Consider the following 24,060-nt stretch of genomic DNA (forward strand, 5'->3'; position numbering starts at 1 on the left):
ATTCATACGAATTGAGGTAGGGGGTCCTGCGTTCCGTTCCATCCTGCGGCCATCTCCTCCTCCGTTGCGAGACAGTCATCGAGCGACCGTTCGATCGATGCACGGTCCATATCCAGACCGATGAATACCAACTCTGTCTGCCGGTCGCCATGCTCCTCGTGCCAGCGCTCTGCAAGACCGGGATCATCGAGGATGGCGGCCTGGCGCTCCTCTTCCGGCATAGCCGCCACCCACTGGCCGGCGCCCTGGAATACGATGGAAGCGCCCGCTTGCGACAGAAGACCTGCCATTTCTTGACGGGTCGCAAGCCAGAACAGCCCTTTGGAGCGTATGATCTCACCCGGGAACTTCAATAGCCAGTCATGGAAACGCTGCGGATGGAACGGCTTGCGACGCCTGTAGACGAACGACGAAATCCCGTATTCCTCGGTTTCCGGCGCATGCTCCTCGTTCAGCTCTTTCAGCCATCCCGCTGATCCGCTCGCCTTTTCAAAATCGAACAGCCTCCTGCTCATCAGCCGTTTGCTGTCTGTCCAGCAGCGATTCACCGCTTTCATAGTCCGTAAAGAACCGGTAAGCATCCACAACAGTGATCATACTGTCCAATCTGCAGTAATCCGAAAGCCGGATTTCCAGCTGCTCATCCTCATAGGTGAAGGTCTGTGCCACAGGAATCGGTTCGGATATGCCTGTCGATTCAATCACGATGGCATCCAGACTGCCCGCTTCCGCAAGCTTCTTCACTTCAATCATCAAATCTTCCCGTAAAGTACAGCAGATGCAGCCGTTCGACAGTTCCACCAGACTTTCTTCCGTGCGGGTAAACCCGTTTTGCTGCACCAGCATGGAATCGACATTCACTTCACTCATATCATTGACGATGACTGCGATCCTCAATCCCTGCCGGTTTGCCAGCAGATGATTCAGCACAGTTGTTTTTCCCGCCCCCAGGTAGCCGCTCAGCACAGTCACCGGTATTTGTTCAGCCAATATGCTTCCTCCTCGTAAATCGTAATGGTTACACTTTACACATGTCTCTTATTTTTGTAAACTGTTTTTGCGGATGTTTTTTTGATGCCGTCTGTGCGTAGCTCTCTCCCGTCGCCATGCAGGTCTCATGTACATAAACCGAAACACTGTCCAGCAGCTGGCGAACAGACATGTAACGCAGTGTGCTCATAAAACTGGATTTCCTCTTATTTAAGTGACAGAAGTAATCATAAACCAATAATTCCGCTCGTACTCACGCCAGAAGTGATCATGCCTTCAGGTTTAAACTCGTAACTTCACACAACGGGCAGCCAGGCATCCGAAGCATCTCGTTCGCATAGTTTGTCTAATCAGACAGTTTGACCATCAATAGTAGAATAGGAGTGCATCTGTACATGCAACAATCGAAAATACCCGTTTACATCTTGAGCGGCTTCCTCGGCAGCGGAAAAACGACGCTGCTGATGAGGATGCTCGCCCACTGCAAGGAAACCGGCAAAGAGGCCGCCATCATCATGAACGAACTCGGCAAGGAGAACGTGGAAGGGCATCTTTTCGAAACCGGCACGATGTACGAACTGCTCGAAGGATGCATCTGCTGCACCATCCAGGATGATCTTCGGGAGACGCTCGAAGAAGTGAGCGCACGGTCTGCAGACAGCCCGGTCGACGTGCTGTTCATCGAAGGGACGGGTGCCGCAAACCCGATCGATATCCAGGAAGTGCTGTACAGCGAGCCGTATGTCTCAACGTATGAACTGATGTCCGTCATCACCGTCGCGGATGCCGCCCAGTTCCTCGAATACCAGAGTCTGTTTGCGAGCACGGGCGAAGTCCGCCGGCTGATTGCCGATCAGCTTGCGTGCTGCAGCCTGCTGCTGCTGACAAAGACGGACCTGGTCTCGGCTTCCATTTGAAAAAGGTGCGCAGCAAGATTTCGAAGACACCAGGCGGACAGAACCTTGCCGATGTACCCGCAGCAGATTTCCCGATTGATCGCCTTTTTGAAAAACGTATCCATTCCGTTTTACAATCCAGGGCATCTGACTCTGCTACGGCACACCGGCACGGCACACTGCAGGCGATCCGCCTTACGGATATCCCGATCGTTACGAAGAAAGAGCTCCTCGCATGGTGCCGTCATCTGCCGGCCCATGTCGTCAGAGGAAAAGGGGTTGTCTCGCTTATCGGCAGTTCCGGAGCAGCCGCCCCTTACAGCCTCCAGCTGTCGGGCGGGAAAGCGGTTGTCTCGCCCTTGCCGGCCGACTGTGGGAAGGAACCGGTCATCATCCTAATCGGACCGTCGCTCGATCGGCAGGAGATCCGTGAATTCTATGAAAAACTCATACACCAGTAAGACAAGGAGACTCCTATGGCCTTAAAATTGAATTACTTCACGTACCCGCTCATCCTTCTCATCCTGCTCTATTTCTTTGTAGGTGCGGGATTACAGGAAGCGATCCCGAAAAGCTTGCTGCTCATGAACACGACATTCCTCGGCATCGTGCTGGAAGCGCTGCCGTTCGTGTTCCTCGGCGTCTTCATGTCGGCGCTGATCCAGACGTTCGTCTCGGAAGATGCCGTCCGGCGGTCGATCCCGAAAAACGCCTATGCCGCCATCGTGCCCGCCGTCCTCGTGACCGCGATCTTCCCGGTGTGCGAATGCGCCATCATCCCGGTCGTACGGCGACTCATGAAGAAAGGAATGCCGCTGCACGTCGGGATGATTTTCTTAGCCGGGGCGCCGACCCTGAACCCGATCGTGTTCGCCTCGACGTACTTCGCATTCCCGCAAGCACCGGAGATCGCCTACGCCCGCATGGGAATCGCCGCAGTGGTTGCGGCACTGATCGGTCTGCTCGTCTATGCGTTCTTCAGCGACCGGAGCCAGCTGAAATGGTCGGCGGAGGAATTGGTCGGACAAACGGAACGGGCAGACGGCATCGGCAGGAACGGCTGGCGCACCGTCCTGTTCCACGCGAGTGACGAATTTTTCGATATGGGGAAATTCCTGCTGATCGGTGCGCTCGTTGCAAGTGCCGTCCAGACATTCTTCAACCGGAGCGAGCTGCTCGCCCTCTCGCAGAACGACAATCTTTCGCCGCTGCTCATGATGGCATTCGGATTCGTCCTGTCGCTCTGCTCTGAAGCGGATGCCTTTGTCGCCGCCTCGTTTGCCGGGACGTTCACGACCGGGTCCCTGCTCGCATTCCTGATCTACGGGCCAATCCTCGACATAAAAAGTACAATCATGCTGTTCGGCTATTTTCGCGCCAAGTTCGTAATCGGCTTCATGGCGATCGTGACAGTTATCGTATACACGATCGTTCTGCTGTATCAGACTTTCTTTTTGTGAGGTGAACTATGGAAACTGCATCGAACTACAGGATCCACGCTCTCTTGCGCGGACTTCTCTTACTGGGATTCTTCGCCCTGCTGCTCCGGCTGCTCGTCACTGGGGACATCCTGCTGTACATCGCGCCGAAAATGGTGAAGTTTTCGTATATCGCACTCGCCGTCCTGCTGATCCTCGGTATCATGCAGCTCATCAGGAGCCTGTCTGCCGATGAGGAGGAGTTATACTGTGACTGCGGATTCTCACACGGTCCGTCTGCAGCACCACTTCAATCGGCGATCATCTACCTGCTGTTCGCCTTGCCTGTCCTGACAGGTCTCTGGTTCCCGTCCGTCTCCCTCGACAGCTCTATCGCTGCGAAACGAGGGTTCCAGTATCCGTCCGCGGCAAGCGCTCCTGGGAATGGAGAAGGGATCGCAGCGGACACAGGTCAAACCGTCGATCCCGCTGCAGACGTCCTGCCGGGAGATCCGGCTGCGGATCCATATGAAGCGGCCTATGACGAGAGTGAATTCGCCATTCTCCGGCAGGAACTGCTGGACGCGGACACGATCGAGATGACGAACGAAAACTATATGGATGTCATGTTCTATCTGAACGATGATCCAGTCGCATTCGAAGGAAAACAGCTGTCGATGACCGGCTTCGTCTTCAAGGATCCGATCTTCCAGGAGAACCGGTTCGTCATCGCACGGTTCGGTATCAGCTGCTGTGTGGCGGATGCCGAAGTGTACGGTATCATGTCAGCCGAACCGCCCGCAGCCCCCTTTGCAGAAGATGAATGGCTCGATGTCACGGGTACACTGACGACCGTCCAGCATGAAGGCATGACCCTCCCGTTCCTTGAGATGTCGGACCATCAGGTGATCGATCAGCCGGAACTCCCATATGTCTACTGACGAGACCCGCATACCATATGAAAAGCCCCGCCGGCCTGCACAATGCAGGATCCAACGGGGCTTTTCATGGGTGATCACCGCACTATCGACGGCCGCCTGACCTTCTTCTTGCCAAGCAGGATGAGAGCGATCGCCGCCACCATCCACAACGCGATACTCGCGCCCGGTGGTGTGCCGCCTGTGTAGGAGGTTACAAGCCCAGCGATCGAACAGAGGATCGACAAGACGCCCGCAGTGACGAATACCAGCCGGAAGCGGCTCGTCAGCTGCATCGCCGCAGCACTCGGCAAGATGATGATCGCTGAGACGAGCAGCATGCCGGTCATCGGAATCATCGTGGAGATGAACAGCCCGATGACCGCACTGAACGAAAAGGACAGCCATTTTGTCCGGATCCCCGCTGCCCTCGCGATGTCCTCGTGCAGCACCATCCTGTACAGGGATCTCTTCGCAACAAGGAAATACAAACCGATGACGCCGGACATGATCAGCAGCGTCACGAGCTGCTCCTGTGTCACTGTGACGATGGAACCGAACAAATACTGGTTCATCGTCTTCGTGCCGGTCGGCATGACAGTCATCAGACACAGGGCGATGGAAAGCCCTGCCGCCATCATGATGGCGATGGACACATCCGAATAGCTCCGGTATCGGGTCCGCAAATATTCGATGAGCAAGGCGCCGAGCACGACAACCAGTCCGCTGATCCATCCCGGCCGGTCGCCCAGCAGCAGCCCCACCGCAACGCCGGCCAGTGCGATATGGCTCAGCGTATCGGCGATGAGCGATTGGTTCCGCATGATCAGAAACACGCCGATCAACGGTGAGATCAGGGCGATCAGCAGACTCGCGGCGAGCGCACGCTGCATGAACACTAATTCGAACATATACAGGTACCTTCTTCCATCTGAAGGATCCGGTCGAGGTACGGCTGCAGCTCATCCAGGTGATGGGTGATCATGACGATGGTGACGGCAGGCGTCATCGCTTTCAGCACCTGATAGAACTGTTTCCGTGTCTTTTCATCCATTCCCGAGGTTGGTTCGTCCAACAGCAGGATCGACGGCGCAGCCATGAAAGCCCTCGCTGTGCAGGCTTTCTGCCGCTGACCGCCTGACAGTCTGCCGATCGGCCGGTCTGCCAGCTCCGAAAGTCCGAATTGGCCGATCATTTCAGCGGCCTTGGCTTTGTCTTCTTTCCGGATGCGCTGAAACCATTTCTTTCGGTCCCAGACACCCGACAGGACGAACTCCCGGACGGTGCTCGGAAAGTCCGGTTCGATGGCCGCGGCATCCTGCGGCAGATAACTGACCGCTGACTGGCGCATGCCGAACCGGGAACCGCTCCATGGCACGAGAAGACCGCCGAGCAGCTTGAGGGCTGTCGTCTTTGCGGCCCCATTCTCCCCCGTGATGACGGTGAACTGTCCGGATGGTATGGAAAACGAAAGATTATCCATGACAGGCTCCGACGTATACCCGAACGTCACGTGCTGAAGCCCGATTGCTGCTGTACTCATTGCTATCATCCTTTATCGGAGAGCTTTCGCCAGCACATGCAGGTTGTCTGACATGACACTGATATAGGTCGCTCCGCTGTTCTGTTCGTCTTCACTGAGCCCTTCCAGAGTATGGAGGACGGCGGTCTTCGCCTGCAGCTCCGCGGCCAGTGTCTCCGCGACTTTCGATGATGCGTTCTCCTCGAAGAAGATCGTATGGATATCATGATGCTCTGCGAACTCTTTCAGTTCTTTCAATTTTTTTGCACTCGGTTCATTGTCAGGCGACAGACCGGCGATTGGAACTTGTGTCAGACCATAATCCGCTGCCACGTACCCGAAAGCTGCGTGCTGGGTGATGATCTCTTTGTTGCTGACGGAAGACAGTGTCTCTTGGTACTCCTTATCAAGCGCCTTCAATTTCTTCACGAATTCATCTCTGTTCTTCTCATAATCGCTTTTGTGGTCAGGATCAATTTCACCGAGACGGGCAGCGATCGTTTCCACTTCGGTGATCGCCCGGGCAGGACTCAGCCAGAGATGCGGATCGAAATCATGGTGATGGCCTTCATGCTCATGATCTTCGTCTTCATGGTCGTGCGCCTCACCTTCATGGGCGCCGGCTTCCTCTCCATGCTCATGACCTTCGCCTTCATGGCTGTGTTCATCACTACCGTGGTCATAATCTTCTCCCTCATGTTCCCGGGCATCTCTATCGTGATCATGATCGTCATACTCATGCTCGTGCGCTTCCCCGGTGAATGGCAGCAGCTCGATCCCTTCCGAAGCGTCGATCAGTTCGACGGAGGATCCGACCGCCCCCTCAATATCATGGATCCACGTTTCCATATTTTCATTGTTATAGACCAGTGCGTCTGCGTCCTGGATCTCCTTCAGATCTTTCGCCGCCGGCTCCCAGTCATGCGGTTCCACGGATGCCGGAATCAGCATCGTGACATCGGCATTGTCCCCCACCACTTCTTTCGTGAACTCATACATCGGATAAAAACTCGTCACGATCGACAGTTTCGCTTCATGACCTTCATCAACCGCCGCTTTCTGTTTCTCAACGTCCTGCTGGCAGCCTCCGAGGAAGACCGCTCCTGCTGCAAGTGTCAAAGCTATCCATACTTTATTCATCGAACTCTCCTATCTCTTTCCGCTAGTTATGCCTGCTTAAATTTTTTCGCAGTGATAATCAACAAATAGTAATCATTACGATTTAAAAAATGTTAAAATTTTTAATCGGTACTAAAGATCTTCATTCTCCCTATTTAGTCTCCCGGTGCAAGGTCACCCGGCGGAGTCGCGGACAATACTTCTTCAGCTCAATCCGCTCAGGATTCGTCCTCTTGTTTTTCGTCGTTATGTAATTACGGTCCCCTGTTTCCGTGCACGCCAGCGTAATATTCACTCTCACTATGAACACCTCCTTAGTTGCAATGTCTACGATTTTAGATGATAACCGTAATGATTACGATTGTCAACGATTTTTTTCTTACATACTTTGATGAGCTGGTCCGTACTGAGTTCCTCTGCCAGCCGGAAGGATCAGTTTGCTCATAAACCTTGGCGTTCCGCTCATAAACTGCACAAAGTGCCCATAAAAGCTCTCCCTTCGCTCATAAACTTGCAATAGTGCTCATAAAACCAGAATTCCGCTCATAAACCACCCTCCAGCGCTCATAACTTCACAAATCCTTCCTCGCCAGGCCTCATCCAATACATAGGAAGAACGCAGAGTGACCGGCCTGTCCCCATTTTGATGAACCAGCCGGACAGCCTCCCGATCCACAGCAAAACCAATGGAACCGGAGAAAACCTGTACGTAAACATTGTCAGGAACACATAAAAAAAACGCACGGCGGCCGCTGTGCGTTCTTGTTTTCAATAGATGACCGACTTTATCACTTCACCGAGTCGACCGCCTGTTTTGCCTGCAGCAATGTCAGCCCGAACTCCTGCCGAAGAATTTTGACTGTCTCGATGTCGGAGGCAGTCTCGCGGGTCTCCCGGGCATACGCCTGGATCCGTTTCCGCTCTTCGGGGTCCAAGGAGGTGAATGGCTTCATATCACCGTCCCCTTTGTTTCTGAGCATGATGAACAACACCAGCAGAATGAGCAGCGCTGTAATTCCCGAAGACATCCTCTCACCTCCCTCGCTTTAGAATTCATCCTCCTCATGCTATCACACTTTTTCCTGACCACCTGTTCAAAAGGTTCAAGGCTGCGCTCACCGGAGGTTTTTTGGTTATCCTGCCTTGTCGGCTTACAGTGAGCATCCTCCACCCCCAGCCAGCGATGCACAGAATCCACGTGTTGATTAAAATATTTCCAGCCGGGCATATTGGCAAGGAATGATAAGCATGACGAAGGAGCGATCACTTTGGTATCCCATAACTCAAACACCCGTCTTCCTCAAAATCTCCGGCAACGGGACATGTGTGCTGCGCGCAACCTGTGGTCCGGTCTGCTGTTCGGGGTCGGAGCAGCCGCCTTTGTCGATGAGACCGTTTTTCACCAGTTGCTGCGCTGGCATCATTTCTACGATAAGTCGACCACGGATGTCGGTTTGATCTCTGATGGGCTGTTCCATGCGTTCAGCTGGTTTGCAACGATTGGCGGACTTTTCATCTTTGCCGACCTGCGGCGGCGCAGCGCCCTCCGTCTTCCCAGATGGTGGAGCGGGGTTCTTCTTGGAAGCGGGATGTTTCAGCTCTACGATGGCACAGTCCAGCACAAACTTATGCGCCTCCATCAAATCCGGTATGTCGACAACTTGGCCGTCTACGATTGGATATGGAACCTGATTGCCGTTCTTCTTATAGTCGCTGGTCTGTTGCTGGCATACCGCACCCGAAAGGACACGCTCCATGAAGAATGACCATCTTGTTCACCATCTTCCGGCTTCAGGCGATCCGGCTGTTACGCTGGGCGGCTTTTCTCAACCTCTTCTGGCCCTGCTGTTCGCAACAGCCATCATTCTCTATATTGTCGCCGCAAAACAGACGGGCCGACATTACAGGAGGTGGCCGGTCTCCCGTGTGATTTACTGGATTGCAGGAGTTCTTTTTGCATGGCTGTCAGTTGCAGGGCCTGTCGCTGACCGGGCTCATACCGACTTCACTGCGCATATGGTCGGCCACCTCTTCCTGGGGATGCTATCTCCTTTGCTCCTTGTGCTGGCGGCTCCCATGACTCTCATGCTGCGGACTCTTCCCACGGAAGCGGCACGCAGGCTCACCCGTCTGCTGAAATGCCGGTTTTCCCGACTGGTGACACATCCTGTCACGGCAGCCATCCTCAACTTGGGAGGTCTGTGGCTGCTCTATACTAGTGATCTTTATTCACTGATGCACACATACCCGTCCCTTTACTTGCTTATCCATTTCCATGTGTTCGCAGCGGGATATGTGTTCACGGTATCCATGCTCTATGTCGACCCGTCTCCCCATCCGCACTCCTATCAGTTACGTTCAGCCGTACTGCTAGTCTTTCTGGCAGGTCATGCGATTCTGTCGAAGTTCATCTATGCACACCCGCCAGCCGGCGTTCCGGCAGAACAGGCCCAAGCCGGAGGACTGGTTATGTATTATGGCGGCGATGCCATCGACGCTTTTCTTATCTTTTTCCTTTGTCTCCAATGGTACCGCTCTGTCCGCCCACGGCAAAAAGGCGGCCGGAAACTCCGGCAATCCTAACTGGTTCCGGTCATTCACCGCCTATGATTGCAGGAGCTTCAGCCGCAGCATTCAAGCTTCCCTCAGTATCTTCTCCATCTTCTTGCCTTTCGCCAATTCATCGATCAGCTTATCCATATAGCGGATCTCCTGCATGACCGGTTCTTCGATGTCTTCCACACGCACTCCGCAGATGACGCCTTTCACGAGGCGCCGGGCCGGGTTCAGTGCAGGGGCTTGTTCGAAGAAAGTCTCGAAATCGGTTTTGTCTGCAAGCACTTTGCTGAATCCTTCCTCCGTGAAGCCCGTCAGCCAGTGGATGATCGTATCGACCTCTTCCTTCGTCCGGCCTTTTCGCTCCGCTTTCGCGATATATAATGGATACACGTCCGCAACCGGCATCGTATAGATCTTATGCTTCGTCATCAGATTCTCTCCCTGTTAAACGTTCTGGTAAAACAGACCGTGCTCTGTACAAAATGACAATAACATGCCGTGCCGGCGGTTTGCAATTCTGGCTTGCAGCGCCCATTCCGGATACTGTTTGAACACTTGGATCTGGTCTCCTGTCGCGAATGCGACAAATGAAATCGAATGGTCTTTGTACATAGGATGATTACTGGAGACATATAACTCCCCGTCGATCTTTTCACAGATCATCATGTGCTCTCCTGCCGCTTTCCCGGCTGTCAGCGGATCCAGTTTCCGGCCGCAGCATGCCACCGATGCACTGCCCGTGCATACGGAAATATTACCGCACGACGGACATACAAAATAGTTTGTTTTTTTCATATTGCCTCCTGTGAGATCACCGGCGTCCAATCCGCCGGCCAGAATGTCTTCGATGTGCACACCAAGAAGGAAGGACAGCTCAGGCAGCAAGGACACGTCCGGATATCCTGCACCCCGCTCCCACTTGGAGACGGTGCGGTCGGACACCTGCAGCCGATCCGCCAGGTCTTTCTGTGTCCATCCTTTTTCCCTGCGCATCTGCTGGATTATACTGCCCGTCTTTTCCATATCCATCTCTCATCGTCCCCTTCCTGATGAACTTATCGTACACCGCAGACAGTCCTCTTCACAACAAACGTTCCGTAGAGTCGGCTTCCCACTCTTCCCGCAGGATGCCCATCCGGATCGAATCATAATAGGCCCCGTCATGGAACCGGACATTCCGCATGCGCCCTTCGAGCTGCATGCCGAGTTTCTCGCCGACCCGCATCATCCGGTGATTGCCGGACCATGTCGTCAGGCCTACACGAGGCACCGGCAGTGTCGTGAAAATATGAGCGATCCACATCGTCAATGCCCTCGTTCCGACTCCTTTGTTCCAATTACTTCCTTCATGGATGGCGATGCCTGTCTCCAGCCAGATTTGTGTGGTGTCCTCAAAATAATAGGACACGATTCCCCAGACGACTCCTTCTGCCTCGATCACCCACATCTCCTCGCAGCCGACCCAGCCGGGTGCTGTCTCCATGAATTCACCGAGAGGCTTTGCATGATGAGGAAAGTAAGGCGCATCCCACTGCTTCCACTCCGGCGATTCTTCTTTGTAGATCAATTCCCATAACCGCGGCAGATCCCGCTGCTCGATCGGCCGGATCACCAATTCTTCATCTCTGTACATACTGTTCCCCATTCCCTCAGTTTCCTTCCATCCTACCATACAATTCGGTGAATAAGGCGAGACATAGAAATCCCTGCGGCAAATGGTCTGCCACAGGGTTCCGCTCCATAATACGAGTTCACTTTCCGGACTTCCTAACGAGATACGCAGCACTCATCCAGGACGAAACCGGAATCACGAGCGCGACACCGATCCCCGCGCTGAAGACGAGCAGCACCTCCGAGCTGAACACTTTCGCATTGACGATCTCCCCGAGGTTGTACTGCAGATCCTTGAACCAGATGAGCAGGCCGAGATAGCCGCCAAAGAACGCGAAGAATAGCGTATTTGTATCCGTCCCAAGAATATCCCGGCCGACTTCCATTCCGGAAGCCGCCAATTCATCGCGGCTCATGAGCGGATTGCGCCGGTGCATCTCCTGCATGGTCGACGTGATCGAAATCGCGACGTCGAGAATCGCTCCGATCGTACTGATGATCACGACGGACGCTCCGATCTTCACGAAGTCGACGCCGACATATAAGGAGAAGCCACTCAGGGAATCGGCCTCCTCCTCACCGAAGCCCTGGATCATCAGCGCTTCTGACAGGTAGACGATGAACAGCAGCAGGACACTGATGACGAGCATCGTTGAGATGAATGCGATCACCGTTTTGCTGTTCACCTGATTGATGTAAAACAAGCCGATGCAGCAGACGAGGATGCTTGCGATAAATGTGATGATGATCGGATTGACAGACGGATTCGTCATGAAGAACAGCATGAAGAACAGCACGCCGAAATTCAGGAACAGAGCGAAGAACGACCGCAATCCGCTCGATCCGCCGACCCACACCATGACCAGCAGCAGAACCGCCCCAAGAAGTATGATGACATTCACAGCGCCGCCCTCCTTCTTCGGATGAAGTACAGGACCGTGTAAAGGGTGATTGGAATGGACAGGACGATACCGATGCCGCCAGTCAGCGCCCGTGCGACTTCAAGCGACAGGTTCATCGGCAGTGCGAAACTCAGAGAGGATGCATTCCGCAAGTACAGCAGGAGCATCGGCAGTGAACCGGTCAGATACGCAAAGAACAGGATGCTTGTGATCGTGCCCATGATGTCTTTCCCGATATCCAGTCCTGACATCTTCAGTTCATGCATCGGGATATCCGGATTACGGTGCTGCAGCGCGAACAGCGACGACGAAATCGTGATTGCCGTATCCATGATCGCCCCGAGCGAGCCAATGAACAGACCTGCGAAGAATACGGTCCTATATGGACGTGTCAGGAATTGCATCTCTTCATATCGGAGCCCCTTACCGTCCATCAGCCAGATGACGGCGGCCGCGATAGCGAGCGATATCGCGGTCGCGATCAAGGTAGCGATGATGGCCGCATAGGTCTTTTCATTGAATCCGCTCACCAGCAGCAGCGACACGACAGTGAACAGCACAGCACAGACGCCGGCGATGATCAGCAGACCTTTCGGGAAATGATCGGTGTACAGTTCCAGGGCCACCGTCAAGATGAGGACATTCGCCGCAAAACTGACGAGGGCGAGCATCCCTTTCCGGCGGCCGATCGCAAGCAAAGTGAGCACGAACAGCCACGCGATGAGAACGACATACCCATCCCGTTTCAGATCGATCACTTGTCCGGTCAGCAGCCCGTCCGCCGTCCGGTCCTTGCCGATCGTCAGGAACACCCGGTTCCCGACTTCATATTGCTGGTCATAGACGCCCGAGTGGGAATAGATGTTTTTCAATGCGATCCACTCACCCTTGTGCTCACCATTCCGCACTTCTGCGACGAGCTGCTGCGTCACGAGGGTGTCCCGGTTGCCATGCTCGTCCGTGACAGCTTCCCGACCTGCGTCGTGCGTCTTGACGATCAGACCGATCGGCCTGTCGTACAGAGATTCGTTATGGTGCACCGCAAACAGCGAACCGACGAACAGCACCGCAAGCACTGCGTACAGCCAGACCGCCTGTCGCCCGAGCACCAGTTTTTTCAGAGTAAACCCATTCATGTACAATCCTCCAGAAGGTGATCCGGAGAACCGACCGGGATCACCAATACCATTTTCGTTTCTCTATCGTACCATGAAATCATATTGTCTTTTTCCTCGGGAGAATCTTCAGCTGCAATTTGTCAAATTCCCACAACAACTGGTAAACTAGTTGTTATCGTGATTGGAGGAGTAGCTATGACGGCACCCCAGATGATGTCGGTCCACAGAGCACTGGCAGAACTGAAGACATTGAACGACCGGATCGAAAAAGCGGTCCGGGATGCGGAATTCATCGCAACGGATCGGAAATCCGCTGAAAAGGTGAACGGACTCCCGATCGAGGAATTCGAGAAGACCCTGCAGGGCGGGTTCGACAAAGCTGTCTCCCTCATCGAGCGGCGCAACCGCCTGAAGGAAGCGATCGTGCAGTCGAACGCCACCACGGAAGTGACAGTCGGCGGTGAAACGATGACGGTCGCCAAAGCGATCGAGCGGAAGACGTCGATCCAGCTGGAGGAGGACCTTCTGGCAGCGATGATCGCGAAACGGCGTCAGGCTGTGAACCGGCTGACGATGGAGAACGATACATTGCCGCAGCGGCTCGAGGCCTACTTGGCAGAAATTCTCGGAAAGAAAGAGACTGCCAAGAAAGAGGAAGTCGACCTGCATACGAAGGCGTTCCTCGCACGGAATGAGTTCATGCTCATCGATCCGCTCCATCTCAGCAAACGGATCGATGAACTGGAAGAACGCATTTCAGCTTTCAAGACGGACGTCGACGCCGTCCTCTCCGAGTCGAACGCGATCACACAAATCACCATCTGATCTGTTGTCCTGCATGGATACCTGAAAACGGCAACCACAAGACCCTTCGTTTACCGGAGTTTGTTTGGGACAATAAGCAAAACCGGCCAACTTACACTTATGATTCTAATGAATAGTTGAAGAGAACTGAAAGCTCAGCGCTTACAGCTCAAAGCTGTAAATCTTACGTATCAAAGTTCTTACACTGTAAAGTTCAACCGATAACGCACAACGCTCTTTCAAATCTTGGACAGACAGTTGCGGGGTTCTTGTGCCGCCCGCCGTTTCCTGCCAAGCTGGGTAGCCTGTGCATCCGAAAAAGCCGATGGATCTCCCATCGGCTTTTTTGCATATCTCGCTGGCGCCCATCGCTGATTCCGTATGACCTATACGGTCCACTCCATTCACTTCCAACGGTCCGGCACCCAGGCTGGATTGTAGCGGTACAGTTTCGATGGTCGGTAGGCGCCCGTCGTGACCTCCTTGCCTGTGTCGAGCACCATCTCCTCGGCATACCGTCGGAACTGGACTTTGTTCAGCGGGCGGCCGAGGATCACTTCGTAGACCTGCTGGAGATCCGGCAGGGTGAACTCCTCCGCGACGAGGTTGAACGCGATGTTGGTATAGTTCACCTTGCCGCGCAGCCGTTCGAGCGAGTACAGGATGATTTCCGCGTGGTCGAAAGCAAGGCCGTCCCGTTCCGTGATCGTTACGGACGTCTGCGTATTCGTCCCCTGCGTCACCGTCACCCGTTCCAATCCGGCACGGACCACCGTCTCCCCGGATGTCAGTTCCAAGCGGATCTGTTCCGTGCGGCGGGCCGTGCCGCCAAGCACTTCATCGTGCGTATCCAGCACCGTATCCCGAACGGTGAACCAGGCAACCTCCTCCGCATCATCCCCCGCCTGCAAAGAAGGCAGCCGGCTCTGGTCGACGAGCGCCAGATAGCTGACGCTGACGATCCGCATCCGGGGGTCCCGGTCCACCGCACTCCATGTATAGAGCTGTTCGGCGTAGATCCCTTCGACGCCGGTCTCCTCCTTCAGCTCCCGGCGGACCGCTGTGTCGAGATCCTCATCAATGCCCATGAAGCCGCCGGCAAGCGCCCAGTCCCCCTTATACGGATGACCGCCCCGCCGGATCAGCAGCAGCTGCAGCTCCTTCGCCGCCTTCTTCCGCCGGTCCTGCACCGTATCCGTCGCCACGGTGAAGATGGCCATATCTGTCGTGATCGACGGCTTTTCGTACCGGTCCTTCTCCGTCTTCCTGTATTGTTCGATGAACTCCTGCTCCCCGAGTTTCCGCAGTTCCTGCTCCTCCACAATGACACCCTCTTCCGATTTGTCGATGTAGTCGTATTCTACGCATTCCGGCACGGGAAGACAAGCGGGTGTCAGCGGACGGGGTGCGCCTCAATGCCGCAGCAGCTCCGTGATTTCCGCGATCGCCTGGTCCAGCCGCGCCTCGTAATCGCCGCCGATGCTGACATACGGGATGCCCCGCTCGTCGAACATCCGCTTCAGCGTGCGGTTTGTCTCTTCCCGGACGGCCGGATCACTGAACGTCCGGAAGCCGTCCGCCACCCAGTCGACATCCGGTTCGAGATACAGGTACAGGTCGTACGCCTGCGAACCGATCACCCCTTCGATGAAGTCCAGTTCGCGGCCGAAATACATCTTGGCATAGTATTGGGAAACGACCGCCTCGCTGTCAGTGAACAGCAGTTTATTCGCCTTCTTCAGCTTTTGGAACTCGAGATGCTTATGGCCGTAGACGATCTCCTGGTAATGCTCTTCCGTCAGCAGGGAGCTGCCGTCACCGACCGCTTCGCTCACCGTGCGCCCGTACTCCTCGACGTATTCCGTGCCGAACAGCGACGCAAGATTGCGGGTCAGTGTGGACTTCCCGCACGACTCGACGCCGACGATGGCGATCCGCTTCGTGAAATACGGCCGTGCCGCTTCCGGGATCATGTCCCAGTTCGCATACACCCCTTCGTTCCGGATTTTCGTTGCACTGATCGGGAAGATCGTGCGGGCCTCATCGATGACAACATGCTGGACGTCTTCCCCGTAGATCTGCCGGAACCAATGATCGTAGGCGTGCTCCGAGCTGAAGATGTGGGTGATGTTTTCCGGGATCGCGTCGATCATGCGCCGTCCCCCCTCGAGCCACATATGGGTTTCATCCACCCAAGGCGGGTCTTCCACCGCGATCACCTGCACGTTCGGCATCCCTTTCACACTCGTCATGATCCATTGCTGCCGGCGGCGGTAGTCGATATAGCCGAGGCCCGCCTCCGCGCACAGCCTCCGGTCCCGCTCTTCGTCGTAGCTGACGACGACATACAGCGTATCCACCTGCGCCGCTGCTTTGGTGATCGCATACAAATGACCTTTATGGAACGGGATGAACTTCCCGCCGTAATGTCCGACCTTTTTCATGCTGCGACACTCCCTTCCGCTTTCTGGACTTTCGATAACAGGATCCAGTTCACATAGCCGTAGATCGAGTTCACGAGGAACGCGGTCCACATGATGACCATGTTCCAGTCATTGCCGCCTGTCTGCACGAGGGTCACGACCCACAGCGTGATCGTCAGCACATTGACGAGGATCCAGATGACCCACTGTTCCGCATAGCGCTGCACCATCAGAATCTGCGCGATGACGGACAGGACGACCGCCATGCTGTCGATCCGCACCTGCTGCGCGGACAGCACCTTCAGCAGTTCTGCATACAGCAGCGCCCCCACTGCGAACGACCCGATGACGATCAGCCAGCCTTTTGGTGTCAGCCGTTTCACATAGACGTCCTCGCCGCGCTCCGACTCCTCTTTCTTCTTCGCATGCCGCATCCAGAGCCAGATGCCGATGAACTGCGTCGGGAAGTAGAACGCCCAGTTCAGCATCGCCTCCCCATACAATCCGTAGCCGAATGCGATATAGCCGTAGGTCGCCGTCTGCACGACCCCGAACGCATAGTTGGACACTTTCCCCTTCGCGACAAGCACCACGCAGAGCATCCCCGCGATCGAACTCACGAGTCCGAGCAGCGTATCCTCGAATGCGAAATACAAATACACCGTCACCGCCGTGAATACGGCGATCCACCCTTTTTCAAACCCGGTCCATTGCGCCAGATACCCTTTCAGCCGTCCTTCCATCTCGCCCACCCCTTTTACTTAGTTTTATTTTGTTTCTAACTTTTTACTTAGTATAAATTATTATCTATGTAGTTGTCAAGAGCAGAATGGAATTTGTACACCCCTCAAAAAACGGCAGTAACCGGGGGAAGTTGCGGGGAACGACTGGTGTACCTATGTAAAGAATCCCTGCTCGCCAAAAAGTAATAAACATACACACCAACGTCCCGGTCTCTTCTGCTTTTCATAACTGATCGCCGACTGACACTGCAAAGCCTCCACTTGACGAGCCTTTCTAGAAAACCTTATACTTACTTATAGTAAGTTTTCAGTGTGAAACAGTACAAGACTGCTACTCAGGAGATGATTCCATGAACTTCCATAACGCGCCTGTAACATATGTCGACCACGTTGCCTTGAAGGTCCAGGACATTTCGCGTTCCCTGACCTTCTATCAACAAGTACTTGGCTTTCAAGTGATGAGCCGGACCCCTGCCAAAGCTTTCTTGACTGCAGATGGGGAGAATGTGTTACTCACCATTGAACAGCCTGATCAAACAACCCCCAAACAGGCAGGCACGACCGGCTTATATCACATTGCTCTGCTGCTTCCGGCACGCGCGGATTTGTCTGCTTTCGTCCGTCACTTGGACTCGCTCGGCATTCACTTCGGGGCCGCCGATCATCTTGTCAGCGAAGCGATCTACCTTCCGGATCCCGACGGCAATGGCATTGAAGTATACATCGATCGCGATCCGTCGTCGTGGTTATGGAATGACGGGTCTGTTGCCATGACAACAGACCCGCTGTCGTTCACAAGTTTGCTTGCTGAACCGACCCGATCATGGGAAGGTCTCCCTGAAGACACGGTCATGGGACACATCCATTTACACGTGTCCGACCTTGGACGAGCAGAGCAATTTTACTGCCAAGGTCTCGGTTTCAACCTCGTCAACCGATTTGGAGCAGAGGCGTTATTCCTCTCGGACCGCAATTACCATCACCATATCGCGGTCAACACCTGGGCCGGGAAGGGAGCGCCTGCACCTTCCGCAACAAGTGCGGGACTCCTATCGTTTTCGATCCGCTATCCCGACGAACGCACAAGACAAGAAGTGATTTGCCAGTTGGAAGCCATTGGTGCGCCGGTAGTTGAGGATGAGGCTATGTATATGACTCAAGATCCTTCCGGGAATGCCATCCAGCTGGTACTCGACTAACCGGCAGAGGGCCCGGTTCGGCTCCAGACATGGAAACCGATGAAATCGGCGGTCATATGAAAGAACTGATGCAGGGAGCGGACATCGTCATCGACTGCGTCGGCATGGATGGCAAGAAAAACGTCTATGGAAAAATCGGACAGAACATGCAGCTCCTGCTTGATCAGGTAGCATCCGGCCAATTCGACCCGACTGATATCATCACCTCTATCGAAGCCCCATGAAGCCACAGAGGCGTATCAGAAGTTCCATGACCATGAAGACGGATCCAACAAAATCATTCTCAAACTGTGAATGTACTGTTGCTCGGAAAGCGGTACCTTTGGATGATACGGATAAATAAGAAAGAGACAGGGCGAAGTTGCAGACCTGTCTCTTTCTGGTTAGTATTCAGTTTGTCCGTCCGCTGTCTCTTCCAGGCACTGTTTTATATGACCCGGAAGCAGTGAAGCTTCCTTCAGCCAGTTACACCTTGAGCTTCTCAGGGAAAAACTCATCCAGCTGCTGTTCATGCTTATCAAGCATGATCTGTTCCGGTTCGATGCCCTGTCCGCGCAGCACGTCGATTGTCTGTGCCAGGAATTCGTCGCTGCCGACGACATAGAACAGTCCATCTTTGTCCGCTGCAAGTTTTTTGGCTTCCTCATAATACTCTGTTCGGCTGCCGACGAACTGTGCCGTGAACTTCTTATCCGGGGCTGATCTGAATACAGCAGGGAATAAAAAGTCTTTTGAGGAGTCGACATTCAAGGAATGGATCTGATTCACCCCATCTGCCTTCTGCAGGTAATCCAGTACAAGCGGCCGGAATGTTGCCAATCCAACCCCTGCCGAAAGAAGGTACACATTCTTCCCTTCCCGTTTCAGCGGAACGTTGGAATGTGTTTTGAAGATCGCCACTTCCTGGCCGACTTGCATATTCCGCAAAATCGACTTGAATTCGGAACACTGCTCCCGGATGCGTGTCGTGATGCCAATCGAGTTTTCATGCGGCAGCGTGGAAATGGACATGTGCCGGATCAGGCTGCGGTTCGGTTTGTCTTCGGCATTGAAGCCCTCCAGTGCGAAATGCGTATGGGACCCCTCTTCCCAAACAAAGCCTTCCGGACAGTCGAGCATGTATGTTCTGACCTCAGGTGTCTCTTCGATGATCTGATTGATTTTCGTCCAATGGATCTGCATGAATCATTCCCCTTTTCTCCATCTAGTCGCTTCACGCCTCAATATACATTAATTGATAACGATTATCAATGAAAGAATGGGAACAGTTCGTCAACTTCAAAGAATAAAGGTCCCTTCAAGCGGCAGGCATACAACAAGAGAAGCACGGCAGCAGACGTCTCGCGGCTGCCGTGTCTCCGTTTCAACTGTTCCCAATGATGCATCCGCAGTCACCGGACACCATAGTTTACTGGCAGTTCCAATTGACTCTATAGTAATGGGCCACTTTGAAATCTGTTACCTCACCTTCCCGCGGATCAGCAAGACGATGAAATACGGGACGCCGATGATGGCGATCACCACTTCGAGCGGAATTTCCCGGGACGCAATGGTATGGCCGAGATGATCCGCGATCAGGACGAGCAGCATGCCGATCAGACCGCTGAGCGGCAGGATGGCCCGGTAGGTGCTGCGGGTCAGCTGCCTCGCGATATGCGGGGCGATCAGACCGACGAACGCCACATTGCCGCTGATCGAGACACACGCACTGACGATGCCGACACTGGCCAGCAGCAGGAGCAGGTTTTCCCGGTTGACGTGCACCCCGAGACCGAGCGATGCCTGATTGCCGAGCTGCAGGATATCGAGCGTGTACCCTTTCCAGATGATGACCGGTACAAGCAGCAGAAGCCACGGCACGACAGACAATATGTACGGCCAGTTCGCCTGGTACAGGCTCCCGTTCAGCCAGAAGGCCGCTTTCTGGAAATCGTCCGGATCCATCTTCAGCGACAGGAACATCGAAATCGATCCGAACCCGGCGGAGATTGCGATCCCCATGAGGATGAACCGCTGGATATCGAGACGACCATTTCGCCACGCAAGCGTCAAAATGAGGAAGCTCGACAGCAGCCCGCCGGCCCACCCGAACAGCGGACGGATGAACAGGCTGGTCCAGCTTTCTGCATCGACCGATGACTGGAAAAAGAAGATGTACACCATGATGCCCGCACCGGCGCCTGCCGTGATCCCGATGATACCCGGATCGGCCAGGCCGTTCTTCGTGAGCCCCTGGACGGCGGCCCCCGCAATCGCAAGTCCGAAGCCGACGACGAGCGCCATCACGATGCGCGGCAGCCGGTATTCGAAGATGATCGTCTGATTGACCGGATCATCGCCCTGTCCTGCCAGCGTCCGGAACACCTCACCGACGGACAGATCGAAACTGCCGTTGGTGATGACCCAATAGAAGGCCAGCAGCAGGAGGGCGGCCACTCCGGCGAACGGCAGAAGGGCGGCTGTCCTGGATTTATCAAACACCTTGGGTCCCCCCTTTCCGGTGGATCAGATACATGAAGAAAGGGATACAGAGAATCGTGATCACAAGCGAAACCGGCGTTTCATACGGATGGTTGACGAACCGGCTCAGCAGGTCGGCGTAGCATAGGAACACCGCGCCGAGCATGGCGGAACACGGGATGATCCAGCGGTAGTCATGCCCGACGAGGAAGCGTGTGATATGGGGCACGACAAGCCCGATGAATGAAATGCTCCCTGCAAGCGCGACACTGGCCCCTGTCATGAGGGCCACCGAGACGATCGACAGTGTCATGATCAGCTGCCGCCGTACGCCGAGACCGACCGCCGTTTCTTCCCCGAGACTGAGAATCGTGATCGATTTCGACAGCAGCAGGGCAAGGACAAACCCTGTGACGATGAACGGCAGTCCCAGCTTCAGCTGGTCAAAATCGAATTTATCCAGACGGGCGTTGTACCAGAAGCTCAAGTTCTGCGCTTTGCCGAAATAGATGCCGAGCCCTGTCGCGACACTGCCGAACAGTGTGCCGGACACGAGTCCGATGATGGCGAGGCGTACCGGCTGGAACCCATGGGGCACGAGCCGGGCAATGCCGAAGACGATCAGCAGCGACACGATCGAGCCGAGGAAGGACAGCACGAACAGTTCCGTCCGGCTGCTCGACCAGAACACCATCCCGACCGTCACGAACAGCACGGATCCTTCGGTGACACCGAGGATCGACGGCGCCGCCAGGTAATTCCTCGTCACGCCCTGCATGACGGCACCCGACACCGACAGCAGCGCCCCGATCAGCATCGAACCGAGCGCACGCGGCAGTCTCGATGACAGGACGATCTGGTCCTCCATGACGGATGGATCATACTTGACGAGCGCATGTACAAGGTCCGCCAAGGCGATGTCGGCGGATCCATAGCGCAAGGACAGCAGCAGCCCCGCAGCAAGCAGGACGGGGCCCGCCAGCAGGATCAGCGTGGGATTCCTGCCGGTCATTTCAGCAGGTCAGCCGTCGCTTTCTCGAGGAACAGCTGCTTGCTCAAATACGGCACGCCGAACAGATCGGGATGCACCGGATTGACAAATACGTGATCTTCCTTGACAGCGGTGATTTCGTTCCACAGCGGCTTCTTTGCGAGATCATCGATCGCTTTCAGATCATCCACCGGCGTCAGGACGAACAGGTAATCCGGATTCTCCTGGGCCAGTTTCTCGAGAGGGATCTCGTCACGGCGGTCGATGTCCTTGATGACGTCCGGCACTTGGAAACCGAGTCCGTCATACAGGGTCTGATTGTAGGTGATCGTCTCATCATACCCGCTGATCCCCCACTCCGAACTGATCCGCAAATACATCACTTTCTTGTCGGCAAGGCCCGCTTCCTCCACTTTCTTGCGAGATTCCGCCGCCTTCTCTTCATAGGCTTTCACAGCCGCTTCGGCTTCGGCTTCCTTCCCGACGATGGCGCCGATCGTCCGGATCGTTTCCGCAGAATCATTGCCGCCCACGGAGACAGGGATGGTCGGAGCGATCTTCTCGAACGCTTTCAGATCGGCAGGCTCCATCCGGGCCGTTGCGAGGATCAGATCCGGCTGCAGTTTCAGCAGCTGTTCCTTGTCGGGTTCATACCCGCCGTCGATCCATTCCACATCGGTCAGTGTCTTCTGCACTTCCTCCGGAGGATCATCCAGATAGATCCCGTCCGCCACCGCATACGGTTTGACGCCGAGCAAGGTCATCTCTTCGATCGGTTCCACGGTCGACACAAAGATCCTCTTCGGCTCAGCAGGCACTTCATAGGTCTTCCCGAGATATGTAATCTCCTTCGTTGCGCTCTCTTCTTTCTGAGCAGTTTCTTTCTCAGTACTGTTGCCTGCATCTGTCTTCCCGCACCCGGATGCCAGCAGTCCGACGGCCAGCACAGCGGACAGGAAAGTTGTATATTTCTTCATTGCTTCTCCTCCTAATTGAAAATGATTATCAATATCAGGTATAGTGTATACTAGAGAAAGTTGAAAAGTAAAGACTATTTTAAAAAGGAGTGAATGGCGCATTGAAAACAACTGACAAACTTGATGTATTGGCAGAACTGATGGAGGAGCATGGATTTCACGGGAATATTCTCGTCGCTCATCAAGAGGAGGTCGTGCGCTCCGTCTCCAGGGGATACGCGGACTACCGGAAGAACGAGCCGCTGGACAGCGACTCGCTGTTCGAGCTCGCCTCCGTCTCGAAACCGATGACGGCGATGGGCATCCTGCTGCTGGCGGAGCGCGGAAGTCTGTCGCTTGAGGACCTGGCCGATGACTGGCTCCCCGGCTTCCCGTACCCTTGCATCACCATCCGCCAGCTGCTGACCCATACGTCCGGACTGCCGGACTACATGGACCTGTTCGAAGCGCACTGGGATATGGACCTGATCGCTGTGAATTCGGATGTCCTCGCGCTGCTGAACACCTACCGTCCGGACGCCGGCTTTCCGCCCGGCGCGAAATACCAGTACAGCAACACCGGCTACGTCTGCCTTGCGGAGATCATCACCCGCGCATCCGGCATGCCGTATGCCGAATTCCTCGGCAGCGCACTGTTCGCGCCCGCCGGTATGACGCGGACGAAAGTCATGAACCGCCGGTACCGGCCCGAGCCGACCGATAATTTCGCGCTCGGCTGGATTGCGGAACAGACGGAAGACAGGACCGCCTATCATCTGCCGGAAGAACTGCCCGAGTACCGGTTCGTCCAGTATCTCGACGGCATCCAGGGGGACGGCATGACCCATTCCACGGTGACCGATCTACTGCAGCTGGACCGGTCATTGAGCGCCGGCACCCTTCTCAGCAAGGAATCCATGGACCTCATGCAGACCCCTTCCCGCACCGCAGACGGGATCGACAACGGGTATGGCTGCGGCTGGATCCTCGGAAACGTGCCGAACGCTGGCCGGAAGGTGTACCACAGCGGCGGCTGGCCCGGCTACTCGACCATGTTCTGCCGCTACCCGGACGCCGAAGCCTGTATCATCGTCCTGTCCAATCTGGAACCGGCCGACCGCAGCGTACATACAGGGGTCGAAGCGATCGTCGAAGAAATTGAGCATCATCTGTTTTCGTGACGATCCCTCCTATCGTCCGGGCCTGGCAGTGATACACTCAAAAAAGGGTGTCAAAATTGCAAAAAACGAAACGGTTCGTTACAGGGTTCCTCATCACACTGCTGGTACTGTTTCTGACCCTGTCGCTCGTCACGGACAACTGGAAGTTCCTGCTGTTCAGCATCGTCCCGATCGCCATCGGATTCACCTTGATGGTGTCGGTCACAAGCAGACAGGGCCGAGGCCGACAAATCGGAAGACAATAAAAAAAG

The 24,060-nt window shown here is 54.9% G+C and carries 28 protein-coding genes and 1 pseudogene; 11 read left to right on the forward strand and 18 right to left on the reverse strand.

From position 1 onward, the window contains the following. Positions 1–2 precede the first annotated feature (2 nt). A pseudogene (locus BN1190_RS05060) lies at positions 3–990 on the reverse strand (GTP-binding protein). A 395-nt stretch (positions 991–1,385) separates the two neighbouring features. Here BN1190_RS05060 and BN1190_RS05065 point away from each other — a divergent pair. From BN1190_RS05065 to BN1190_RS05080, 4 genes are read left to right on the forward strand one after another with little or no spacing between them, the layout of a single operon-like run. Beyond that, the gene (locus BN1190_RS05065) at positions 1,386–1,907 is read left to right on the forward strand and encodes a GTP-binding protein (RefSeq protein ID WP_040286027.1); all 522 of its coding nucleotides are present in this window, start codon (positions 1,386–1,388) and stop codon (positions 1,905–1,907) included. 5 nt (positions 1,908–1,912) lie between these two features. Continuing rightward, on the forward strand, positions 1,913–2,347 hold the full coding sequence (locus BN1190_RS05070) for a GTP-binding protein (protein WP_244898680.1): 435 nt from the start codon (positions 1,913–1,915) through the stop codon (positions 2,345–2,347). Positions 2,348–2,362: 15 nt separating this feature from the next. Further along, positions 2,363–3,346, forward strand: a complete 984-nt coding sequence (locus BN1190_RS05075; RefSeq protein WP_040285900.1) for a permease — start codon at positions 2,363–2,365, stop codon at positions 3,344–3,346. A gap of 8 nt (positions 3,347–3,354) precedes the next feature. Then, entirely contained in the window at positions 3,355–4,245 is an 891-nt protein-coding gene (locus BN1190_RS05080) for a TIGR03943 family putative permease subunit (protein WP_040285901.1), read from the forward strand. 74 nt (positions 4,246–4,319) lie between these two features. Here the strand turns inward: BN1190_RS05080 and BN1190_RS05085 are convergent, their stop codons facing one another. The 5 genes from BN1190_RS05085 to BN1190_RS05105 form a co-directional block, all read right to left on the reverse strand. Beyond that, on the reverse strand, positions 4,320–5,132 hold the full coding sequence (locus tag BN1190_RS05085) for a metal ABC transporter permease (protein WP_052461697.1): 813 nt from the start codon (positions 5,130–5,132) through the stop codon (positions 4,320–4,322). Beyond that, the gene (locus BN1190_RS05090; RefSeq protein WP_040285903.1) at positions 5,120–5,764 is read right to left on the reverse strand and encodes a metal ABC transporter ATP-binding protein; all 645 of its coding nucleotides are present in this window, start codon (positions 5,762–5,764) and stop codon (positions 5,120–5,122) included. The genes BN1190_RS05085 and BN1190_RS05090 overlap by 13 nt, the downstream gene beginning before the upstream one ends. A gap of 12 nt (positions 5,765–5,776) precedes the next feature. Further along, positions 5,777–6,883, reverse strand: coding sequence for a metal ABC transporter substrate-binding protein (locus tag BN1190_RS05095; RefSeq protein ID WP_040285904.1), 1,107 nt, complete (start codon positions 6,881–6,883; stop codon positions 5,777–5,779). Positions 6,884–7,013: 130 nt separating this feature from the next. Beyond that, entirely contained in the window at positions 7,014–7,163 is a 150-nt protein-coding gene (rpmG, locus tag BN1190_RS05100; protein ID WP_040285905.1) for a 50S ribosomal protein L33, read from the reverse strand. A 487-nt stretch (positions 7,164–7,650) separates the two neighbouring features. Continuing rightward, a complete protein-coding gene (locus tag BN1190_RS05105; RefSeq protein ID WP_040285906.1) occupies positions 7,651–7,890 on the reverse strand; it encodes a hypothetical protein in 240 nt (79 codons plus the stop codon). Between the two features lie 294 nt (positions 7,891–8,184). On the opposite strand from BN1190_RS05105, the gene BN1190_RS05110 reads away from it, so the two are divergent. After that, a complete protein-coding gene (locus BN1190_RS05110) occupies positions 8,185–8,628 on the forward strand; it encodes a DUF2243 domain-containing protein (protein WP_082023283.1) in 444 nt (147 codons plus the stop codon). After that, positions 8,618–9,445, forward strand: a complete 828-nt coding sequence (locus BN1190_RS05115) for a cytochrome c oxidase assembly protein (protein ID WP_040285908.1) — start codon at positions 8,618–8,620, stop codon at positions 9,443–9,445. The genes BN1190_RS05110 and BN1190_RS05115 overlap by 11 nt, the downstream gene beginning before the upstream one ends. Before the next feature lie 51 nt (positions 9,446–9,496). On the opposite strand, the gene BN1190_RS05120 is transcribed toward BN1190_RS05115, so the two are convergent. From BN1190_RS05120 to BN1190_RS05140, 5 genes are all read right to left on the reverse strand, one after another. After that, a complete protein-coding gene (locus tag BN1190_RS05120; protein WP_040285909.1) occupies positions 9,497–9,850 on the reverse strand; it encodes a DUF2200 domain-containing protein in 354 nt (117 codons plus the stop codon). Positions 9,851–9,865: 15 nt separating this feature from the next. Next, on the reverse strand, positions 9,866–10,450 hold the full coding sequence (locus BN1190_RS05125) for a helix-turn-helix domain-containing protein (RefSeq protein ID WP_040285910.1): 585 nt from the start codon (positions 10,448–10,450) through the stop codon (positions 9,866–9,868). A 52-nt stretch (positions 10,451–10,502) separates the two neighbouring features. Beyond that, positions 10,503–11,054, reverse strand: coding sequence for a GNAT family N-acetyltransferase (locus BN1190_RS05130; protein ID WP_040286028.1), 552 nt, complete (start codon positions 11,052–11,054; stop codon positions 10,503–10,505). Positions 11,055–11,172: 118 nt separating this feature from the next. Beyond that, on the reverse strand, positions 11,173–11,934 hold the full coding sequence (locus BN1190_RS05135) for a YibE/F family protein (protein ID WP_040285911.1): 762 nt from the start codon (positions 11,932–11,934) through the stop codon (positions 11,173–11,175). Further along, positions 11,931–13,070 carry a YibE/F family protein gene (locus BN1190_RS05140; RefSeq protein ID WP_040285912.1) on the reverse strand — a complete coding sequence of 380 codons (1,140 nt, stop codon included), beginning with the start codon at positions 13,068–13,070 and terminating at the stop codon, positions 11,931–11,933. The genes BN1190_RS05135 and BN1190_RS05140 overlap by 4 nt, the downstream gene beginning before the upstream one ends. 177 nt (positions 13,071–13,247) lie before the next feature. Between BN1190_RS05140 and BN1190_RS05145 the strand changes: the two genes are divergently transcribed. Further along, on the forward strand, positions 13,248–13,877 hold the full coding sequence (locus BN1190_RS05145; RefSeq protein WP_040285913.1) for a hypothetical protein: 630 nt from the start codon (positions 13,248–13,250) through the stop codon (positions 13,875–13,877). Positions 13,878–14,260: 383 nt separating this feature from the next. On the opposite strand, the gene BN1190_RS05150 is transcribed toward BN1190_RS05145, so the two are convergent. The 3 genes from BN1190_RS05150 to pnuC are packed head-to-tail and all read right to left on the reverse strand — an operon-like array spanning position 14,261 to position 17,022. After that, on the reverse strand, positions 14,261–15,232 hold the full coding sequence (locus tag BN1190_RS05150) for an NUDIX hydrolase (RefSeq protein ID WP_144036072.1): 972 nt from the start codon (positions 15,230–15,232) through the stop codon (positions 14,261–14,263). A gap of 36 nt (positions 15,233–15,268) precedes the next feature. Continuing rightward, complete coding sequence (nadR, locus tag BN1190_RS05155; protein ID WP_040285914.1) at positions 15,269–16,300, reverse strand: multifunctional transcriptional regulator/nicotinamide-nucleotide adenylyltransferase/ribosylnicotinamide kinase NadR; 1,032 nt, start codon at positions 16,298–16,300, stop codon at positions 15,269–15,271. Next, positions 16,297–17,022: a nicotinamide riboside transporter PnuC gene (pnuC, locus tag BN1190_RS05160; protein WP_040285915.1), complete on the reverse strand. Its 726-nt coding sequence runs from the start codon at positions 17,020–17,022 to the stop codon at positions 16,297–16,299. Before pnuC ends, nadR begins: the two co-directional genes overlap by 4 nt. Positions 17,023–17,372: 350 nt before the next feature. Here pnuC and BN1190_RS05165 point away from each other — a divergent pair, with 350 nt between their 5' ends. Both BN1190_RS05165 and BN1190_RS05170 read left to right on the forward strand, forming a co-directional pair. After that, a complete protein-coding gene (locus BN1190_RS05165; protein ID WP_040285916.1) occupies positions 17,373–18,221 on the forward strand; it encodes a VOC family protein in 849 nt (282 codons plus the stop codon). Between the two features lie 29 nt (positions 18,222–18,250). Further along, on the forward strand, positions 18,251–18,445 hold the full coding sequence (locus BN1190_RS05170) for a hypothetical protein (protein ID WP_040285917.1): 195 nt from the start codon (positions 18,251–18,253) through the stop codon (positions 18,443–18,445). Positions 18,446–18,686: 241 nt separating this feature from the next. Here the strand turns inward: BN1190_RS05170 and BN1190_RS05175 are convergent, their stop codons facing one another. From BN1190_RS05175 to BN1190_RS05190, 4 genes are all read right to left on the reverse strand, one after another. Continuing rightward, positions 18,687–19,403: a bifunctional nitric oxide dioxygenase/dihydropteridine reductase 2 gene (locus BN1190_RS05175; RefSeq protein WP_040285918.1), complete on the reverse strand. Its 717-nt coding sequence runs from the start codon at positions 19,401–19,403 to the stop codon at positions 18,687–18,689. Positions 19,404–19,679: 276 nt separating this feature from the next. Continuing rightward, the gene (locus BN1190_RS05180; RefSeq protein WP_098060115.1) at positions 19,680–20,702 is read right to left on the reverse strand and encodes a FecCD family ABC transporter permease; all 1,023 of its coding nucleotides are present in this window, start codon (positions 20,700–20,702) and stop codon (positions 19,680–19,682) included. Further along, positions 20,695–21,693: a FecCD family ABC transporter permease gene (locus BN1190_RS05185; protein ID WP_040285919.1), complete on the reverse strand. Its 999-nt coding sequence runs from the start codon at positions 21,691–21,693 to the stop codon at positions 20,695–20,697. The genes BN1190_RS05180 and BN1190_RS05185 overlap by 8 nt, the downstream gene beginning before the upstream one ends. After that, positions 21,690–22,649: an ABC transporter substrate-binding protein gene (locus BN1190_RS05190; RefSeq protein WP_040285920.1), complete on the reverse strand. Its 960-nt coding sequence runs from the start codon at positions 22,647–22,649 to the stop codon at positions 21,690–21,692. The genes BN1190_RS05185 and BN1190_RS05190 overlap by 4 nt, the downstream gene beginning before the upstream one ends. A gap of 101 nt (positions 22,650–22,750) precedes the next feature. On the opposite strand from BN1190_RS05190, the gene BN1190_RS05195 reads away from it, so the two are divergent. Further along, on the forward strand, positions 22,751–23,809 hold the full coding sequence (locus BN1190_RS05195) for a serine hydrolase domain-containing protein (protein WP_052461700.1): 1,059 nt from the start codon (positions 22,751–22,753) through the stop codon (positions 23,807–23,809). Between the two features lie 56 nt (positions 23,810–23,865). Further along, positions 23,866–24,054, forward strand: coding sequence for a hypothetical protein (locus BN1190_RS05200; RefSeq protein WP_040285921.1), 189 nt, complete (start codon positions 23,866–23,868; stop codon positions 24,052–24,054). Positions 24,055–24,060: the final 6 nt, after the last annotated feature.

It is taken from the genome of Sporosarcina koreensis (assembly GCF_000826145.2).
Lineage (GTDB): Bacteria > Bacillota > Bacilli > Bacillales_A > Planococcaceae > Sporosarcina > Sporosarcina trichiuri.

Bases quoted from the DNA above. Each gene is read 5' to 3' on its own strand.
- BN1190_RS05170 (WP_040285917.1), top strand. From the start codon at position 18,251: ATGGAAACCGATGAAATCGGCGGTCATATGAAAGAACTGATGCAGGGA.
- BN1190_RS05130 (WP_040286028.1), bottom strand. From the start codon at position 11,054: ATGTACAGAGATGAAGAATTGGTGATCCGGCCGATCGAGCAGCGGGAT.
- BN1190_RS05090 (WP_040285903.1), bottom strand. From the start codon at position 5,764: ATGAGTACAGCAGCAATCGGGCTTCAGCACGTGACGTTCGGGTATACG.
- BN1190_RS05075 (WP_040285900.1), top strand. From the start codon at position 2,363: ATGGCCTTAAAATTGAATTACTTCACGTACCCGCTCATCCTTCTCATC.
- pnuC (WP_040285915.1), bottom strand. From the start codon at position 17,022: ATGGAAGGACGGCTGAAAGGGTATCTGGCGCAATGGACCGGGTTTGAA.
- BN1190_RS05175 (WP_040285918.1), bottom strand. From the start codon at position 19,403: ATGCAGATCCATTGGACGAAAATCAATCAGATCATCGAAGAGACACCT.
- BN1190_RS05125 (WP_040285910.1), bottom strand. From the start codon at position 10,450: ATGGATATGGAAAAGACGGGCAGTATAATCCAGCAGATGCGCAGGGAA.
- BN1190_RS05165 (WP_040285916.1), top strand. From the start codon at position 17,373: ATGAACTTCCATAACGCGCCTGTAACATATGTCGACCACGTTGCCTTG.
- BN1190_RS05190 (WP_040285920.1), bottom strand. From the start codon at position 22,649: ATGAAGAAATATACAACTTTCCTGTCCGCTGTGCTGGCCGTCGGACTG.
- BN1190_RS05105 (WP_040285906.1), bottom strand. From the start codon at position 7,890: ATGTCTTCGGGAATTACAGCGCTGCTCATTCTGCTGGTGTTGTTCATC.
- BN1190_RS05120 (WP_040285909.1), bottom strand. From the start codon at position 9,850: ATGACGAAGCATAAGATCTATACGATGCCGGTTGCGGACGTGTATCCA.
- BN1190_RS05140 (WP_040285912.1), bottom strand. From the start codon at position 13,070: ATGAATGGGTTTACTCTGAAAAAACTGGTGCTCGGGCGACAGGCGGTC.
- BN1190_RS05085 (WP_052461697.1), bottom strand. From the start codon at position 5,132: ATGTTCGAATTAGTGTTCATGCAGCGTGCGCTCGCCGCGAGTCTGCTG.
- BN1190_RS05080 (WP_040285901.1), top strand. From the start codon at position 3,355: ATGGAAACTGCATCGAACTACAGGATCCACGCTCTCTTGCGCGGACTT.
- BN1190_RS05145 (WP_040285913.1), top strand. From the start codon at position 13,248: ATGACGGCACCCCAGATGATGTCGGTCCACAGAGCACTGGCAGAACTG.
- BN1190_RS05095 (WP_040285904.1), bottom strand. From the start codon at position 6,883: ATGAATAAAGTATGGATAGCTTTGACACTTGCAGCAGGAGCGGTCTTC.
- BN1190_RS05065 (WP_040286027.1), top strand. From the start codon at position 1,386: ATGCAACAATCGAAAATACCCGTTTACATCTTGAGCGGCTTCCTCGGC.
- BN1190_RS05115 (WP_040285908.1), top strand. From the start codon at position 8,618: ATGAAGAATGACCATCTTGTTCACCATCTTCCGGCTTCAGGCGATCCG.
- BN1190_RS05110 (WP_082023283.1), top strand. From the start codon at position 8,185: ATGTGTGCTGCGCGCAACCTGTGGTCCGGTCTGCTGTTCGGGGTCGGA.
- BN1190_RS05185 (WP_040285919.1), bottom strand. From the start codon at position 21,693: ATGACCGGCAGGAATCCCACGCTGATCCTGCTGGCGGGCCCCGTCCTG.
- nadR (WP_040285914.1), bottom strand. From the start codon at position 16,300: ATGAAAAAGGTCGGACATTACGGCGGGAAGTTCATCCCGTTCCATAAA.